The sequence below is a fragment of the Streptomyces sp. NPDC091280 genome, assembly GCF_044768565.1.
Taxonomy (GTDB): Bacteria; Actinomycetota; Actinomycetes; order Streptomycetales; family Streptomycetaceae; genus Streptomyces.
Map to the genome: position 1 here is coordinate 187,490 of NZ_JBIVUZ010000016.1, position 16,793 is coordinate 204,282.

A 16,793-nucleotide genomic window follows, 5' to 3' on the forward strand; every position below is an offset into this window, starting at 1 on the left:
ATGCCGAGGGCGCGCGGGCGTTGAACCCGGTGTGAGTTCCCTGATCGCCTCGACCCCGTTCTCCGTGCTGGACCGCTCGCGCACCCGCGAGGGGCATCCGCCCGCCGAGGCGCTGCGCGACACCGTGCGGCTGGCGCGGGAGGTCGAGGAACTGGGCTATCACCGGTTCTGGGTGTCGGAGCACCACGGAGTGCCCGGGGTCGCGGGTTCGGCGCCGACCGTGCTGGCCGCCGCCGTCGCCTCGGCCACCCGGAGCATCCGGGTCGGGACGGGCGGAGTGATGCTGCCCAACCACCAACCCCTGGTCGTGGCCGAGCAGTTCGGGGTGCTGGAGTCGCTGTTCCCGGGCCGGATCGACATGGGCCTGGGCCGCTCGGTCGGCTTCACCGACGGTGTGCGCAAGGCCCTGGGCCGCGACAAGGACGACGCCGACGACTTCGCCGGACAACTCGCCGAGCTCCTCGGCTGGTTCCGCGGCACCTCCCCCACCGGCGCCCACGCGCGCCCCTCGGAGGGCCTCGGCGTCCCGCCGTTCGTGCTCGCGACGGGCGAGGGCGCCGGCATCGCGGCCCGCGCGGGCCTGCCGATGGTGATCGGCGACCTCCGTGACCGGGAGAGGACGCGGCGCGGCATCGACCACTACCGCGCCCGCTTCCGCCCCTCCCCCTGGGCCTCACGGCCGTACGTCGTCATCTCGGGCACGGTCGCCGTGGCCGCCACCCCCGAGGCGGCCCGCGCACTCCTCGTCCCGGAGGCCTGGTCGATGGCGCACGCCCGCACCCACGGCACCTTCCCACCCCTGCCGCCCGCCGAACGCGTGGCACAACTGGCCATGTCCGACAAGGAGTTCGGCTTCTACGACACCGGGCTCACCGGACAGCTCGCGGGCACCGAGGAGCAGGTGGCCGACGAGCTGGAGACGGTGCTGAAGGAGACAGCGGCCGACGAGGTCCTGGTCACCACCAGCACCTACGACCGCGCGGCCCTGCTGGACTCCTACCGGCGCCTCGCCCGGATCGCCTCGCTCACGGGGTGAGCACCATCCGGAAGCGCGCGGCCCCGGACAGCATCCGCCGATAGGCCTCGCCCGCCCGTTCCAGCGGCGCGGTCTCCACCATCGGGGAGATGTCGTGCAGGACGCTGAAGGCCAGCGTGTCCTGGACGTCCTGGGCGGTGCCGCACAGATGCCCGCGAACCACCTTGCCGGGCAGGATGAGTTGGAGCGGACTGATGCCCAGCGGCGCGCTGTCCGCCCCGACGATCACCAGCTCGCCGCGCGGTCTCAGCCCCTCCACGGTGGCCGTCGCGGCGTCGGCGTCGCCCGCCGTGGCCAGGACCACCTTGGCGCCGCCCAACGCCCGCAGTGCCTCGGCGACTTCGGTGTCCGCCGTGCTGTCGATGCAGTGGTGCGCGCCCAACTGCTTGGCGAAGTCGGCCTTTTCGGCGCCGCGTGTGATCACCACGGTCTCGAATCCCATGGCGACCGCGTACTGCACACCCAGGTGGCCGAGACCGCCGAGCCCGAGGACGGCGACCAGGTCGCCCGGCCCGGCCGAGCTGTGCCGCAGCCCGTTGAAGGTGGTCACGCCCGCGCAGCCCATGGGCGCGGCGGCGGTCGCCGACAGGCTCTCGGGGACCCGGGCGAGCGCGTCGACGGGCGCGACCGTCATCTCGGCGAAGCCGCCGTCGTAGGCCCAGCCGGGCACCTTCAGGTTCGCGCAGACGATGAAGTCGCCCTGCCGGCAAGGGGTGCAGTGACCGCAGCTGCCGCCGAACCAGCCGACCGCCACCCGGTCGCCGACCCGCCAGCCCAGGGCCGCGGTGCCCTCGCCGAGCGCGTCGATCCGCCCGGCGATCTCGTGCCCGGTGACGAGCGGGAACCGCACGCCCGGCACTCCGGCGTCGACGAAGAAGGTGTCGGTGTGGCAGATCCCGCACGCCTCCACGGCGATCCGCACATGGCCGGGTCCGGGCTGCGGCAGCTCACGCTCGACGAGTTCGAACTCGCCACCGGCGACGGCCACTTGCGCGACTCGACAACTGCTCATGGGTGTCTCCCGGAGGGATGCGACGCGCGGCGGGGCCGGACGGCGCGGCGCGGGGGACCGCGCGGCGGCCGTTTTCCGTCTCCTCCAACGTGGCACAGCCCTGACCCCGCCGCACCCCCGCAGGTCAGCGGGCGTCACCGACCGGGAGCGCATAGAATCACCGGGCCATGTCCAGCCCCCACGACCCCCTCGTCCGCGTACGCGACGCCCGCGAGCACAACCTCCAGGGCGTCGACGTCGACATCCCCCGGGACGCGCTGGTCGTGTTCACGGGCGTCTCCGGTTCCGGGAAGTCCTCCCTCGCCTTCGGCACGATCTACGCCGAGGCCCAGCGCCGCTACTTCGAGTCGGTCGCGCCGTACGCCCGCAGACTGATCCACCAGATCGGCGCCCCGAAGGTCGGCGAGATCACCGGGCTCCCGCCCGCCGTCTCGCTCCAGCAGCGCCGCTCGACCCCCACCTCCCGCTCCTCGGTGGGCACGGTCACCCATCTCTCCAACTCGCTCCGCATGCTGTTCTCCCGCGCCGGCGACTACCCGCCCGGCGCCGAACGCCTCGACTCGGACGCCTTCTCCCCCAATACGGCGGCGGGCGCGTGCCCCGAGTGCCACGGCCTCGGCCGGGTGCACCGCACGAGCGAGGAGTCCCTGGTCCCCGACCCGTCCCTGTCGATCCGCGAGGGCGCGATCGCCGCCTGGCCCGGCGCCTGGCAGGGCAAGAACCTGCGCGACATCCTCGACACCCTCGGCCACGACGTCGACGTGCCGTGGCGCGAACTCCCCGCCGAGCGGCGGGAGTGGATCCTGTTCACGGACGAGCAGCCGGTGGTGACGGTCCATCCGGTCCGGGACGCCGACCGCATCCAACGCCCGTACCAGGGCACATACATGAGCGCCCACCGGTACGTCATGAAAACGTTCGCCGACACGAAGAGCGCGACCCTGCGGGCCAGGGCGGAACGCTTCCTGACCAGTGCCCCCTGCCCGGTCTGCGAGGGCGGCCGACTGCGCGCCGAGTCCCTGGCGGTGACGGTCGGGGGCCGTACGATCGCCGACCTGGCGGCGCTGCCGCTGGCGGAGCTGGCGGGCACGCTGGGCGGCACCTCGGAGGCGGCCCGCGTCCTCACCGAGGACCTCACCGCCCGTATCGCGCCGATCCTCGAACTGGGCCTCGGCCACCTCAGCCTGGACCGCCCGACCCCGACCCTCTCTCCCGGCGAACTGCAACGCCTGCGCCTGGCCACACAGCTGCGCTCCGGCCTCTTCGGTGTCGTCTACGTCCTCGACGAACCGTCGGCCGGTCTGCACCCCGCCGACACCGAGGCCCTGCTCACGGTGCTGGATCGGCTGAAGGCCGCGGGCAACTCGGTGTTCGTGGTGGAGCACCATCTCGACGTCATGCGCGCCGCCGACTGGCTGGTGGACGTGGGACCGCTGGCCGGCGCACACGGCGGGCGCGTGCTGCACAGCGGCCCGGTGCCCGACCTGGCGGGGGTGAAGGAGTCGGCGACGGCCCGCCACCTCTTCCACCGCTCCCCCGCACCGGCCCGCGAAGTCCGTTCCCCGCACGGCGAGTTGAAGGTCGGCCCGATCACCCGGCACAACCTGCGGGAGGTGACGGTGGCCTTCCCTCTGGGGGTGTTCACCGCCGTCACCGGCGTCTCGGGCTCCGGGAAGTCGACGCTCATCGGGGAGATCACCGAGGAACTGCCGGGTGTGGGACGGCTGGTGTCGGTCGATCAGAAGCCGATCGGCCGCACCCCGCGCTCGAACCTCGCCACCTACACCGGCCTCTTCGACGTCGTCCGCAAGGTGTTCGCGGCCACCGACGAGGCACGGCGACGGGGTTACGGCGTGGGGCGGTTCTCGTTCAACGTGCCGGGCGGGCGCTGCGAGACCTGCCAGGGCGAGGGGTTCGTGAGCGTCGAGCTGCTCTTCCTCCCGAGCACCTACGCGCCCTGCCCGGAGTGCGGCGGGGCCCGCTACAACCCCGAGATACTCCAAGTGGCGTACCGGGGACGGAACATCGCGCAGGTCCTCGACCTCACGGTGGAGGCCGCGGCGGAGTTCTTCGCGGACTCGCCGCCCGTGGCGCGCAGCCTCGGCACGCTCCTGGACGTCGGCCTCGGCTATCTGCGGCTGGGCCAGCCCGCCACCGAACTCTCCGGCGGGGAGGCCCAACGCATCAAGCTGGCCAGCGAGTTGCAGCGCTCCCGGAGCGCCCACACCCTCTATGTCCTGGACGAGCCGACCACCGGTCTCCACCCCGCCGACGTCGAGGTGCTCCTCCGGCAGCTCCACGGACTCGTCGACGCCGGTCACACGGTGGTGGTGGTCGAGCACGACATGGCGGTGGTGGCGGGCGCGGACCGGGTGATCGACCTGGACGGCGGGCGGATCGTGGCGACGGGCCCGCCGAGCGAGGTGGCGAGGGCGCCGGGAAGCGTCACAGCTCCCTATCTGGCGAAGGCTCTGACAGCGAACCGGCCACCAACTCACGCGGCAGGCCATGGGTGTCGTGCAGATAGCGATAGTCCTCCTCGCTCAACGGCCCCCTGAACTCCGGCCGCGACAGCACCCGCCGTCCCCGCTCCAGCAGCCCGTCGAACCGCCGCTCCTCGTCCCCCAGCACGTCCCGCACGGCATCGGCACCGAGCGGCTGCCGAAAGTGATCGAGCGTGTGCTCGACAGGCTCGACCGGCAGATCGGCCAATGTGCGCGACGGGTCGTCCCGCCGCAGCACGGTGAGCAACCGCCGCACGAGCCGCCGTAGGACGTACCCCCGACCGGTGTTGGACGGCCGTACGCCGTCCCCCAGGACCACGACGGTCGACCTCAGGTGGTCGCAGACCACCCGCACCGACCTCTCGTCCAGGTCCCACAGCGGTGGGACCAGCCGCATCCAGGGCTCGAACAGATCCGTTTCGTAGACCGATCCGCGTCCTTGGAGGATGGAGACGAGGCGCTCAAGTCCCATGCCGGTGTCGACGTTGACCTGGCGCAGCGGTACGAGTTCGCCGTCGTCGCCGCGGTCGTGGCGCATGTGCACGTGGTTCCAGATCTCCACCCAGCGCGGGTCGCTGGTCGGGCTCCCCTGCGGCGGGCCGTCGCCGGTCCAGTAGAAGATCTCGGAGTCGGGGCCGCAGGGGCCGGTCGGTCCGTTGGACCACCAGTTCTCGTCCTGGGTCGGCTCCACGGGCAGGCCCAACTCCCGCCAGGTGTCCAGGGATTGGAGGTCGGAGTCGAAGACGGTGACGGACAGCTTCTCGTGCGGGACGCCGAAGCCGTCACGGAGGAGTTCGTAGCCCCAGCGCAGGCTCTGCGGATGGCCGTAGTCGCCGAGCGACCAGGAGCCGAGCATCTCGAAGACGGTGAGGTGGGTGGGATCGCCGACCTCGTCGAGGTCGGTGGTGCGCAGACAGCGCTGGACGTTCACCAGACGGCGGCCCTGTGGATGGGGGCGGCCCTTGAGGTAGGGCGTGAGCGGGTGCATGCCGGAGGTGGTGAACAGGACCGGGTCGGACGGCGGTGGCAGGAGGGTGCTGCCGGTGATCGGCTCGTGCCCGCGTTCGCGGTAGAAGTCGAGGAAGGTGCGGACGACGTCGTCGGTGTTCATGGCGGTCGGGTCCTTCGGGTCGGGTGGGGACCGGAAGGGACCGCCGGGCGGGGTGCGAGGGGGTGGAGACGACACGTCCCGGCGGTCCGTTTCCGGCCGCCGGGAGTGGTGGGTGGGATCAGGCGTCGGCAGCCGGCGAGCTGGTCGCTCGCGCGGTCGCGGTGCCGGTGTGCCTGATGATCCTCATGGCCGCGACGCTAGCAGGACGCCTCCGCGCCGTCCTGCGAATATTCACCGGCACCGGGGCCGCCGAGGCGCAGTGGTCCGGGTGGTGGGCCCGGACCGACACCCCGGCCTGCGCCGCGTGGGCGAGGGAACGGCGGTCGGGGTGGCTGCCGGGCGCTATGGCCTGCCCCACCTCGACGTCGGCGACCAGTCCGCGCGTCGACACGACCCGCCACACCGAGGTGAGCAACGAGTCGCTGCCGATGAAGGCGGGGACCGTGCTGGCCGTACCGCCGTCGGTGACGTAGTGCAGACCGACCGGCTGGACGGGGACTCCGGCGTCCAGCGCGGCCTGGAAGACCGCCCGCCGGAAGTGCCCCTGGGCCAGGCCGCACCAGGTGCTGCCCTCGGGGAAGACGGCGACCGCTCCGCCGGCGCGCAGGGCGCCCGCGACGGAGGCGACCGTCTCGGGCAGGGCGCGCAGCCGGTCGCGGTCGATGAACAGGGCGCCGCTGCCCGCCGTGAGCGTCCCCGCGACGGGCCAGTTGCGGATCTCGGCCTTGGCGAGCATGCGGGCGGGGCGGACGGCGGCCATGAGCGGGATGTCCAGCCACGAGATGTGGTTGGCGACCAGCAGCAGTCCGCCGGTGGGCGTGGCGCTGCCGGTGATACGGAGCCGGATGCCGGCGGCCCGGACGATGGTCCGGCACCACCAGCGCACCGCGCGGGCGGGGATCCGCCCGCCGATGGGGGTGAGGGCGGCCCCGGCGGCCACCACGACCAGCACGGCCACGCATCGCAGCACGGCGCGCGGCAGCGCCGTGACGGACCCCGTCGACCCGATGCACGTCCTGGGGGTGCAGGGCGCGCTGGGCAGCCAGACGCTCATCAGGCCGGGACGAGCGAGAGGAAGTGCCGCAGATAGCGCGGGTTGACCCGGCGCATCGACAGCAGCACGTACAGGTCGGCGACCCCGAAGTCCGGGTCGTGGGCGGGCGCGCCGCAGACCCAGGCGCCGAGGCGGACGTAGCCGCGCAGCAGCGGCGGGAGTTCGACGCGGTCGGCGGGGCGGGCGACGCCGTCCGGGTTCCAGGGCAGCAGGGGGCGTACCCGGAACTCCTCGGGGGCGAGGTGCTTGGCGCCGACCCGGTCCCAGGTGCCGGCGGCGAGGGCGCCGCCGTCGGCGAGCGGGACGGAGCAGCAGCCGGCCAGCCACTCGTGGCCGCGGTCGACCATGTAGCGGGCTATGCCGGCCCAGATGAGGCCGATGACCGTGCCGTCGCGGTGGTCGGGGTGGACGCAGGAACGGCCGACCTCGACCAGGCCCGGGCGGATCGGGTCGAGGGGGGTGAGGTCGAACTCGCTCTCCGAGTAGAGCCGTCCGGCGACCGCGGCCCGCTCCGGCGGCAGCAGCCGGTAGGTGCCGACCACCTGTCCGGTGACCGTGTCGCGGACGAGGAGGTGGTCGCAGTAGGCGTCGAAGGCGTCCACGTCCAGGCCGGGCTGCGGGCTGGACAGGTGGGCGCCCATCTCCCCGGCGAAGACGTCGTGGCGCAGCCGCTGCGCGGCCCGCACGTCGTTCTCGTCGCGGGCGAGCGTGACGGTGTAGCGGGTCGGCGCTGCGGGCTGCGAGGGACGGTCGAGGGTGGACACGCCGGTCATGGCTCTCCCTGATCACGGGCCGGGTTCGGCGGGGGAACTGGCTGGCCGGTTCCGTAGGTCCGGTCGCAACAGTTCTTCCGATGCCGGGCGTCCTGCGCGTGACCTGTGCCCGGAGCAGGGATGTGGGGTTGTTGAACGGCGTGCTCACACCCGGGCGATCAGGGACAGTCGTCGTCGTGCACTCGTGCTGGGAACGAAGGAGGGTCGGTGGGAGTTCCCGGGGATGCCTGGCGGGACCGGGGATGAGCACCACTCCCGGTCCCGCCCGTCCGCACCTTGTCGGCGAACGTCCTTGTCCCCTGGGGGAGTTCGTACGGCGGTCAGCGCCTGGCGACCTTGCGGGTGGCGCGCAGCCACTCCTTGTTCATGGCGGTGATGGAGACCAGGGGGATGCCCTTCGGGCAGGCGGTGGCGCATTCGCCGGTGAGGGTGCAGCCGCCGAAGCCCTCGTCGTCCATCTGCGTGACCATGTCGAGGACGCGGGTCTCGCGTTCGGGGGCGCCCTGCGGGAGGACGCCCAGGTGGTTGACCTTGGCGGAGGTGAACAGCATGGCCGCGCCGTTCGGGCACGCGGCCACGCATGCCCCGCAGCCGATGCACTCGGCGTGCTCGAAGGCGAAGTCCGCGTCCGGTTTGGGCACGGGGGTGGCGTGGGCCTCGGGGGCGGCGCCGGTCGGGGCGGTGATGTAGCCGCCGGCCTGGATGATCCGGTCGAAGGCCGAGCGGTCCACGACCAGGTCCTTGACGACGGGGAAGGCCGAGGCGCGCCACGGTTCGATGTCGATCGTGTCGCCGTCCGCGAAGGACCGCATGTGCAACTGGCAGGTGGTGGTGCGCTCGGGGCCGTGCGCGTCGCCGTTGATGACCAGGCTGCACGCGCCGCAGATGCCCTCGCGGCAGTCGTGGTCGAAGGCGACCGGGTCCTCGCCCTTGAGGATGAGTTCCTCGTTGAGGGTGTCGAGCATCTCCAGGAAGGACATGTCGCTGGAGATTCCGTCCACGTGGTAGGTGGACATGGCGCCTTCGGCGGCGGCGTCGCGCTGCCGCCAGACGCGCAGGGTGAGCTTCATGCGTAGCTCCGCTGAGTGGGGTGGACGTACTCGAAGACGAGGTCTTCCTTGTGCAGTACGGGAGATGAGCCGGTTCCGGTGAACTCCCAGGCCGCCGCGTAGCTGAACTCCTCGTCCCGGCGCGCCGCTTCACCGTCCGGGGTCTGGGACTCCTCGCGGAAGTGGCCGCCGCAGGACTCGGCGCGGTTGAGCGCGTCGAGGCACATCAGCTCGGCGAGTTCGAGGTAGTCGACGATGCGGTTCGCCTTCTCCAGCGACTGGTTGAACTCCTCGCCGGTGCCGGGGACCTTGATGCGGCGCCAGAACTCCTCGCGGATCTGCGGGATGCGCTCCAGCGCCTTGCGCAGTCCGCCCTCGGTGCGGGCCATTCCGCAGAACTCCCACATGAGTTCGCCCAGTTCGCGGTGGAAGGAGTCGGGGGTGCGGTCGCCGTCGACGGACAGCAGGAGGTGGAGCCGGTCCTCGGTCTCCGCCAACACCTCCTGTACTGCGGGGTGTTCGACGGTGATCGCCTCATGTCCGGGGTGGCGGGCGAGGTAGTCGTTGATGGTCGCCGGGAGCACGAAGTAGCCGTCGGCCAGGCCCTGCATCAGCGCGGAGGCGCCGAGGCGGTTGGCCCCGTGGTCGGAGAAGTTGGCCTCGCCGATCGCGAACAGGCCGGGGACGGTGGTCTGGAGGTCGTAGTCGACCCAGAGGCCGCCCATCGTGTAGTGCACGGCCGGGTAGATCCGCATCGGAACCGTGTACGGGTCCTCGGCGGTGATCCGGGCGTACATGTCGAAGAGGTTGCCGTACTTCTCCTCGACGGCCTTGCGGCCCATCCTCGCGATGGCGTCGGCGAAGTCGAGGTAGACGCCCTGGCCGCCGGGGCCGACTCCCCTGCCCTCGTCGCAGACGTTCTTCGCGGCGCGGGAGGCGATGTCCCGGGGCACCAGGTTGCCGAAGGACGGGTAGACGCGCTCCAGGTAGTAGTCGCGCTCGTCCTCGGGGATCCGGTGGGCGGGGCGGGTGTCGCCCTTGGCCTTCGGGACCCAGATCCGGCCGTCGTTGCGCAGCGACTCGCTCATCAGGGTCAGCTTGGACTGGTGCTCGCCGGTGCGCGGGATGCAGGTGGGGTGGATCTGGGTGAAGCAGGGGTTGGCGAAGAGCGCGCCGCGCCGGTGGGCCCGCCAGATCGCGGTGGCGTTGGAGTTCATGGCGTTCGTCGACAGGTAGAAGACGTTGCCGTAACCGCCGCTGGCGAGGACGACGGCGTCCGCGAAGTAGGTGTCGATGCGGCCCGTGACCAGGTCGCGGGCGACGATGCCCCGCGCCTTTCCGTCGATGACGATCAGGTCGAGCATCTCGGTGCGCGGGTGCATCTCGATGTTCCCGGCGGCGATCTGCCGGGACAGGGCCTGGTAGGCGCCGAGGAGAAGCTGCTGCCCCGTCTGGCCGCGCGCGTAGAAGGTGCGGGAGACCTGCACGCCGCCGAAGGAGCGGGTGTCGAGGAGGCCGCCGTACTCGCGGGCGAAGGGCACGCCCTGCGCCACGCACTGGTCGATGATCTCGACGGAGATCTGCGCGAGGCGGTGGACGTTGGACTCGCGGGCCCTGAAGTCGCCGCCCTTGACGGTGTCGTAGAAGAGGCGGTGGACGGAGTCGCCGTCGTTGCGGTAGTTCTTCGCCGCGTTGATGCCGCCCTGGGCGGCGATCGAGTGGGCGCGGCGCGGGGAGTCCTGGTAGCAGAACTGGACGACGTGGTAGCCCTGTTCGGCGAGGGTGGCGCCCGCGGAGCCGCCCGCGAGGCCGGTGCCGACGACGATCACCGTGTGCTTGCGGCGGTTGGCGGGGTTGACGAGTCTGGCCTCGAAACGCCGGGTGTCCCAGCGTTCGTTGACGGGTCCGGCCGGGGCCTTGATGTCGGTGACGGGGTCCCCGGTCGTGAAGTCCGCGTATTCGAGGGGCGTTTCGGCTTCGGGAGACATTTCAGCTCACCACTCCGGTCATGACGCCCACGGGGACGGCGATGAAGCCGGCCGTGAGCAGCAGTGCGAGGACATTGGCGGTCGTCTTCAGGGCGCGGTCGCGGCTGCGGCTGCCCGCGCCGAGGGTCTGGGCCGCGCTCCAGAAGCCGTGCCGGACGTGCAGGCCGAGGGCGAGCATCGCGACGATGTAGATGGTGTCGCCGTACCAGGTGGAGAAGGTGTCCACGACGTTCTGGTACGGGTGGCCCTCCTGGAAGCCGCCGGAGTGCACGGTGCCGGTGGTCAGGTCGAGGATGTGCCAGACGATGAACAGGGCGAGGATGATCCCGCCCCAGCGCATGGTGCGCGTCGCGTAGCTCGCCCTCGGCTTCTTGTGCACGTACTTGCTGGGGCGCGCCTTGATGTCGCGGCGGCTGAGCTGGTACGCGGAGACGGCGTGCGCGACGACGGCGACGACCAGGACGATCCGGATCAGCCAGAGCGTCCACTCGTAGTGCATGAAGGGCTCGCCGACCGTGCGCAGCCAGTGGGCGTAGTGGTTGAACTCGCCCGCGCCGAAGAAGATCTTCAGGTTCCCGATCATGTGGACGACCAGGTACAGCAGCATGATCAGGCCGCTGACCGCCATCACTGTCTTCTTGCCGACGGTGCTGTCCCACACCGTGCGCGCCATCGACGGCCGTTTGTCCGTCCGCGTTGCCAGAGCCATGTCTACGGACGTTAGGCGCCCCACCGTCGATCGGTCCAAGACATGATCCGGCTCGTTTCCATAGGACGCGACTATCATGGCTGTATGCAGTTCCAGCAGCTCCAGTACTTCGTGGCCGTCGCCGAGACCCGGCACTTCACCCGGGCCGCCGATCTCGTGCATGTCGCGCAGCCCTCGCTGTCCCAGCAGATCAAGGCGCTGGAGCGGGAGTTGGGGGCCGATCTGTTCCTGCGGGCGCGAAACAACATCACGCTCACCGACGCGGGCGAGGCACTGCTGCCGCTGGCCCGGCGGATCCTGGCGGACGCGGACACGGCCCGGCACGAGGTCCTCGAACTGGTCCAACTGCGCAGCGGGCGGGTCAGGTTGGGGGCGACCCCGAGCCTGTGCACAGGTCTGCTGCCGGACGTGCTGCGCGCCTTCCACGACCGCTATCCGGGCATCCGGCTGCTCATCGAGGAGGGCGGTTCGCACGATCTCGTACGCGAACTCGCGCGCGGCGCCCTGGACCTGGCCCTGGTGGTGCTGCCGCTGCCCACGCCGTCACCGGCGCTGACGACGGTGGAGCTGCTGCGCGAGGACCTGGTGGTCGTGTCGACACCGGAGGCGCCGGTGCCGGGGCGAGGGCGTACCGTCCGCATCGCCGACCTGGAGGGCGAGCGCCTCGTGATGTTCCGGCACGGCTACGACCTGCGGGAACTGACCGTCGCCGCGTGCCGCGCCGAGGGCTTCGAACCCGACTTCGCGGTGGAGGGCGGCGAGATGGACGCGGTCCTCGGCTTCGTACGGGCGGGGCTCGGCGTGGCCGTCGTACCGCGGATGGTGGCGACGAAGTCCGGGCGGGGGCTGCGGGTGACCCCGCTGGCCCGGCCCGGACTGCACCGGACGATCGCGCTCGCGCACCGCAGCGACGTGGCTCCGCCGAGGGCGGCCAGAGAGCTGCAACGCATGCTGCTGGAGCGCTGACCGCCGCCCGGCCGCCCCGGGGCGGCGGTCGATCAGCCCGTCGCGTCCACCAGCGCCAGTTCGTGCAGCCGCTCCGGCGGGCCGGGGCGGGCGTAGTACCAGCCCTGGGCCGTGTCGCAGCCGAGTATGCGCAGCTGCTCGGCCTGTGCGCCCGTCTCGACGCCCTCGACCGTCACCGCGAGGTTCAGGCTGTGCGCGAGGGAGACGATGCCCTCGACGATCTTGAGGTCGACCGGGTCGGCCGGGAACTGCTGCATGCCCTGGGTGAAGGAGCGGTCCAGCTTGAGGATGCTCACCGGCAGGCGGCGGAGGTTGGCGAGGTTGGAGTAGCCGGTGCCGAAGTCGTCGAGGGCGATGTCGACGCCCATCTCGGCCAGCCGGCGCAGCGGCTTGAGGAGGTCGTCGTCGGCGCCGATGAGCGCGGACTCGGTGACCTCCAGGCAGAGCGCGTCGGGGCTGACGCCGGCGCGCTCCAGGATGTCGACGGTGTCCTGCACCAGGCTGGGGTGGCTGAGCTGGCAGGGCGAGAGGTTGACGTTGATGCGCAGCGGGCCGGTCGCGTCGTTGCCGCCGTGTCGTTCCTGCCACTGCTTGGCCTGCCGGACGGACTGGTCGAGGACCCAGCGGCCGAGCGGCACGATCAGGCCGGTGTGTTCGGCGAGCGGGATGAACCGGTCGGGGCCGAGCACGCCGTGCTGCGGGTGCAGCCAGCGGACCAGGGCCTCGGCGCCGCGCACGCTGCCGTCGCCGAGGTGGACCAGCGGCTGGTACTCGATGAAGAACTCGCCCCGGTCCAGCGCGGCCGGGAGTGCCGTGGTCAGTCCGTGGCGGGTGATCGCGCGGGCGTCGGCCTCCGGGTCGGCGAGTTCGAAGCGGTTGCCGCCCGCCGACTTGGCCCGGTACATCGTGATGTCGGCGCTGCGCAGCACCTCCGCCGGGCCGCGTTCGCCGGCCGGGCCCTCGACGATGCCGATGGAGCCGCGCACGGTGAGGTCGCGGCCGTCGATGCTGACGGGGGTGACGAGCGCGTTCATGATGCGGCCGGCGAGCTCGTCGACCTCGCGCTCGGTGTCGGGGCCCGTGGTCAGGGCCACGAACTCGTCGCCGCCGAGCCGGGCGACCATCTCTCCGGGCGCGGTCGCGCAGGACTGGAGCCGGTCGGCGACCTCGACGAGCAGCCGGTCGCCGGCCGCGTGGCCGAGGCTGTCGTTGATGGTCTTGAAGCCGTCGAGGTCGAGGTAGCACAGCCCGAACCGCTGGTTGTCGCCCGCGCCGAGCGCCTTCTCCAGGCGTTCGAAGAACAGGGTGCGGTTGGGCAGGCCGGTGAGCGCGTCGTGGGTCGCCTCGTAGCGCAGCCGCAGGTTCAGCAGCCGGCGCTCGGTGGTGTCCTCCATGAGGGCGAGCTGGTACTGCGGGCTGCCGTCCGCGTCGCGCAGCAGGGAGACGGTGAGGTTGGTCCACAGGACCGTGCCGTCCGGCCGGTAGAACGCCTTCTCGACGTGGTAGTGCTCGCGTTCGCCGCGGACGAGTTCGTCGTAGAGGGTCCAGGTCTGGGGCGCGTCCTCCGGGTGGGTCCACTCGCGGACGTTGCGTCCGCCCATGGTCTGGTCGGAGATCCCGAACATGCGCAGCAGCGCGCCGTTGACCTGGAGGATGTTGCCGTCGAGGTCGGCCATGCCGATGCCTATGGCCGCGCCCTCGAAGACGGCGCGGAAGCGGGCCTCCGTCGCGTGCAGGGCCTGGGCGACGACGCCCTGGGCCTGGAGCGCGGCCACCGAGATGGCCTCCTGCTCGGCGAGGGTGCGTTCGCGCAGTTCCTGGGCGAAGCCGGCGGCCATGGCGTGCTGGAGGCGGGCCGAGCGGATCCGCAGGTCCTCCTGGGGGCCGTCGCCGCCGCAGTAGAGCACCAGGTAGGCGTCGACGCACTCCAGGGTGCGGCTGAGGGCGTCGGGGTCGGTGCAGTGCGCGGCGACGAGGGCGGCGCCCACCGCCTTGCCCTCCTCGGCCTCGAAGGTCCTGGCGCGCAGCGCCTCGCTCAGCCGCCGGGCCAGCGGCAGGAGCAGTTCCTCGAACTCCGGCCGGGTCAGCGAGGTCGAGGTCGCCGGGAACACCGCCCGGCTCCAGATGGTCGCGAACCTGCGCAGTCTGTCCTCCGGCCCGTCCGGCTCCGCGATCACGCCGTGCGTCCTACGCCGGCGAATCCGGAGAACGAATACGGATCCTCGTCCTCCGGTGCGGTGTCCGGCCGCCAGTCCGGCATCGGCACCAGTCCGGGTTCCACCATGTCGTACCCCTCGAAGAACCGCGCGATCTCCTCGCGCGAGCGCATGATCAGCGGATTGCGAATGTCCTTGTACACGTCGACCGCGCCCTCCGCGCGCTCCGGTGGCAACGGGATTCCCTCGTACGAGGCATGAGTGAGGATCAGCAGGCTGCCGGGCGCGAGTGCGTCGCGCAGCTGTGCCACCGCTCCGTACGGGTCGTCCGTGTCTTCCACGAAGTGCAGTATGGCAACGAGAAGTAAGGCCACTGGCCGATTCATGTCGATCAGCCGCTGCACCTCGGGGCTCGCGAGGATCTCCCGGGGCTTGCGGAGGTCGGCCGCGACGACGTCCGCGGTCGGGTTGCCCGCGAGGACGGCCTGGCTGTGCGCGACCGCCACCGGGTCGTGGTCGACATACATGACATGGGCGCCGGGACTGGCCTCCTGGGCCACCTCGTGGACGTTTCCGAAGGTGGGAATTCCGGAGCCGATGTCGAGGAACTGGGTGATGCCCTCGGCCGCCGCGAAGCGGACGGCGCGGCGCATGAACGCCCGGTTCGCCTGCATGATCTTGGGAAGTCCCGGGAGGAACTCCATGGCCTTGCGGGCCGCTTCCCGGTCGACCTCGAAGTTGTGCGAACCGCCCAGGTAGTAGTCGTAGATACGCGAAACGCTCGGCACCGAGATGTCGATGCTCCGTGGTGCCCAGGCGGGACGCTCCATGTATCTCTCCAGGCGTAGGCGATCCGGTGTTCGAGCTGAGGCTACTGATCGCCCGCCAAAGGAGCGAGCGGAAACGGAAATTGACCGTCCGTTCCCGGTCACTGCCTGCGGCACGTGCCGAATTGCCGTGCGGGGACACGCGGAGAAGCGTGGAGAATGCCGGAATTCGCCGCGCGGGAAATGCCAAAGCGGCCCGCCCCCTCCGTGCGGTGCGGAGGGGGCGGACCTGTGGTCGTACGCGCTGCTGTGTTTCGGCACTGTTGTCGCTTGCCCGCGTCCCTCCCTTCCGCGTGTCCGTTGCCGAGTGGGCGGGGGGCGATCAACCCTGGGGAGGTTCTCGCTACTCCGCGGGCGCGCCGACCGGCTTGCCCTCGGGCGAGACGGCGTACCAAGTGCCGCCCACGCCCTGGCCGTTGGTCTGTCCGGCGGCGGTGTCACCGGAGAAGGTGTAGATCGGCCAGCAGTTGACGGTCATCTGCTTGACGCCGTCGGGCCGGGTGAAGCCCATGAGGCCCTTCTTCTGCACGCCCTTGGTGTCGTCCGCCGAGACGATGCCGACGGCCGGCCACTTCTCCAGGCAGGCGCCGGTGCAGTTCGAGACGGACTTGGGCCACGCCTTGTCCTTGAGGAAGCGGTAGACCGTGTGGCCGTTCTTGTCGACGACGATGTCGCCGAGCTTGGCGTCCTTGCGGACGGAGAGGCCGGGCAGCGAGGCGAGGGTCGCCTTCTTGCCGTCGGGGGCCAGCGCGTACCACTTGCCGCCCACGCCCTGGCCGTTGACGTCACCGGCGTTGACGTCCTTGGCGTAGCGGTAGGCCGGCCAGCCGCCGATGGTCAGCTGCTTGGTGCCGTCGGAACGGGTCACCTCGCCGATGAGGGACTTGTCGATACCGGCGCCGGCGGTGGCGTCGTCGGCGGGAACCGGCGGCCAGGTGGTGGCGCAGTCGCCGTCGCAGTTGGACTTCGGCGGGTTGGCCGTGTCGGCGTCGAAGCGGTAGAGGGTCAGGCCCGCGCCGTCGCTCAGGACCTTGCCGAGGTCGGGGTTGCTGGCAACCGTCAACTGGCCCGCGGGCTCGGCCGCCGCGGCCTGCTGGCCGTCCGCGCCGTAGCCGTTGCTGGCGGCGCTGGGGCTCGACGTCGCGGCCCCCACGCTGCCGTAACCTCCGGCCGCCGCCGTGGCACCGACATTCTGTGCCGCGGAGGACGGCGTAGGCGCGTTGCTCGAACCGCATGCGGCCGTCAACGCCATGACGGACACGGCCGTCGCCGCGAGTGAGGCGCTCCGCCAGGAGGTCTTCATCTTCAACTCCCCATAATCACCTGGATGTTGCAGCGCCCGTCTGTGCCGCCGCACGGTCCTAGGTACGGGTGGGGACCAGGGAAGTGTTCAACGGCCGCACAAATTTCTTTCCGACACCTGTGACACAGCCGCCCGTCGCATGGGCGTACGCATCCGGCCACCTCCGACTGTCGGATCGTCAAACCGTCGCACAGCGCCTTCCACTCCTTCGGGGCAATCCCTCCGCGCCCGGGCACGCGCGGGCCCGCGAAGCCTCATGATCTCCGTCGTGCATGGACCCGAACCGACCCGAACCGCCCCTGTCG

At 71.4% G+C, this 16,793-nt stretch carries 13 protein-coding genes; 3 read left to right on the top strand and 10 right to left on the bottom strand.

The annotated features are described in order from the left end of the window. Positions 1-31: 31 nt before the first annotated feature. On the top strand, positions 32-1,036 hold the full coding sequence (locus ACIQPR_RS40165; RefSeq protein WP_403659431.1) for an LLM class flavin-dependent oxidoreductase: 1,005 nt from the start codon (positions 32-34) through the stop codon (positions 1,034-1,036). Here ACIQPR_RS40165 and ACIQPR_RS40170 read toward each other — a convergent pair. Further along, the gene (locus tag ACIQPR_RS40170; protein WP_403659434.1) at positions 1,026-2,048 is read right to left on the bottom strand and encodes an alcohol dehydrogenase catalytic domain-containing protein; all 1,023 of its coding nucleotides are present in this window, start codon (positions 2,046-2,048) and stop codon (positions 1,026-1,028) included. The two genes, ACIQPR_RS40165 and ACIQPR_RS40170, sit on opposite strands and share 11 nt — an antisense overlap. A 167-nt stretch (positions 2,049-2,215) precedes the next feature. Between ACIQPR_RS40170 and ACIQPR_RS40175 the strand changes: the two genes are divergently transcribed. After that, a complete protein-coding gene (locus ACIQPR_RS40175; RefSeq protein WP_403659437.1) occupies positions 2,216-4,606 on the top strand; it encodes an ATP-binding cassette domain-containing protein in 2,391 nt (796 codons plus the stop codon). Here the strand turns inward: ACIQPR_RS40175 and ACIQPR_RS40180 are convergent. From ACIQPR_RS40180 to ACIQPR_RS40205, 6 genes are all read right to left on the bottom strand, one after another. Next, positions 4,494-5,663 carry an alanine--tRNA ligase-related protein gene (locus tag ACIQPR_RS40180; protein WP_403659440.1) on the bottom strand — a complete coding sequence of 390 codons (1,170 nt, stop codon included), beginning with the start codon at positions 5,661-5,663 and terminating at the stop codon, positions 4,494-4,496. The two genes, ACIQPR_RS40175 and ACIQPR_RS40180, sit on opposite strands and share 113 nt — an antisense overlap. Positions 5,664-5,781: 118 nt before the next feature. Then, entirely contained in the window at positions 5,782-6,717 is a 936-nt protein-coding gene (locus ACIQPR_RS40185; protein WP_403659442.1) for a lysophospholipid acyltransferase family protein, read from the bottom strand. After that, positions 6,717-7,490, bottom strand: a complete 774-nt coding sequence (locus ACIQPR_RS40190) for a GNAT family N-acetyltransferase (protein ID WP_403659445.1) — start codon at positions 7,488-7,490, stop codon at positions 6,717-6,719. The genes ACIQPR_RS40185 and ACIQPR_RS40190 overlap by 1 nt, the downstream gene beginning before the upstream one ends. 320 nt (positions 7,491-7,810) lie before the next feature. Then, complete coding sequence (locus ACIQPR_RS40195) at positions 7,811-8,560, bottom strand: succinate dehydrogenase/fumarate reductase iron-sulfur subunit (RefSeq protein ID WP_403659448.1); 750 nt, start codon at positions 8,558-8,560, stop codon at positions 7,811-7,813. After that, on the bottom strand, positions 8,557-10,527 hold the full coding sequence (locus tag ACIQPR_RS40200) for a fumarate reductase/succinate dehydrogenase flavoprotein subunit (RefSeq protein WP_403659451.1): 1,971 nt from the start codon (positions 10,525-10,527) through the stop codon (positions 8,557-8,559). The genes ACIQPR_RS40195 and ACIQPR_RS40200 overlap by 4 nt, the downstream gene beginning before the upstream one ends. A 1-nt stretch (position 10,528) precedes the next feature. Continuing rightward, a complete protein-coding gene (locus tag ACIQPR_RS40205; protein WP_403659675.1) occupies positions 10,529-11,200 on the bottom strand; it encodes a succinate dehydrogenase in 672 nt (223 codons plus the stop codon). A gap of 120 nt (positions 11,201-11,320) precedes the next feature. On the opposite strand from ACIQPR_RS40205, the gene ACIQPR_RS40210 reads away from it, so the two are divergent. Beyond that, positions 11,321-12,202 (top strand): LysR family transcriptional regulator, encoded by an 882-nt coding sequence (locus ACIQPR_RS40210; protein ID WP_403659454.1) that lies wholly within the window; start codon positions 11,321-11,323, stop codon positions 12,200-12,202. A 32-nt stretch (positions 12,203-12,234) separates the two neighbouring features. Here the strand turns inward: ACIQPR_RS40210 and ACIQPR_RS40215 are convergent, their stop codons facing one another. From ACIQPR_RS40215 to ACIQPR_RS40225, 3 genes are all read right to left on the bottom strand, one after another. Continuing rightward, positions 12,235-14,379, bottom strand: coding sequence for a putative bifunctional diguanylate cyclase/phosphodiesterase (locus tag ACIQPR_RS40215; RefSeq protein WP_403659457.1), 2,145 nt, complete (start codon positions 14,377-14,379; stop codon positions 12,235-12,237). After that, the gene (locus ACIQPR_RS40220; protein ID WP_403659460.1) at positions 14,376-15,188 is read right to left on the bottom strand and encodes an SAM-dependent methyltransferase; all 813 of its coding nucleotides are present in this window, start codon (positions 15,186-15,188) and stop codon (positions 14,376-14,378) included. Before ACIQPR_RS40220 ends, ACIQPR_RS40215 begins: the two co-directional genes overlap by 4 nt. Positions 15,189-15,528: 340 nt before the next feature. Then, a complete protein-coding gene (locus ACIQPR_RS40225; RefSeq protein ID WP_403659463.1) occupies positions 15,529-16,488 on the bottom strand; it encodes an SCO0930 family lipoprotein in 960 nt (319 codons plus the stop codon). Between the last annotated feature and the right edge of the window lie 305 nt (positions 16,489-16,793).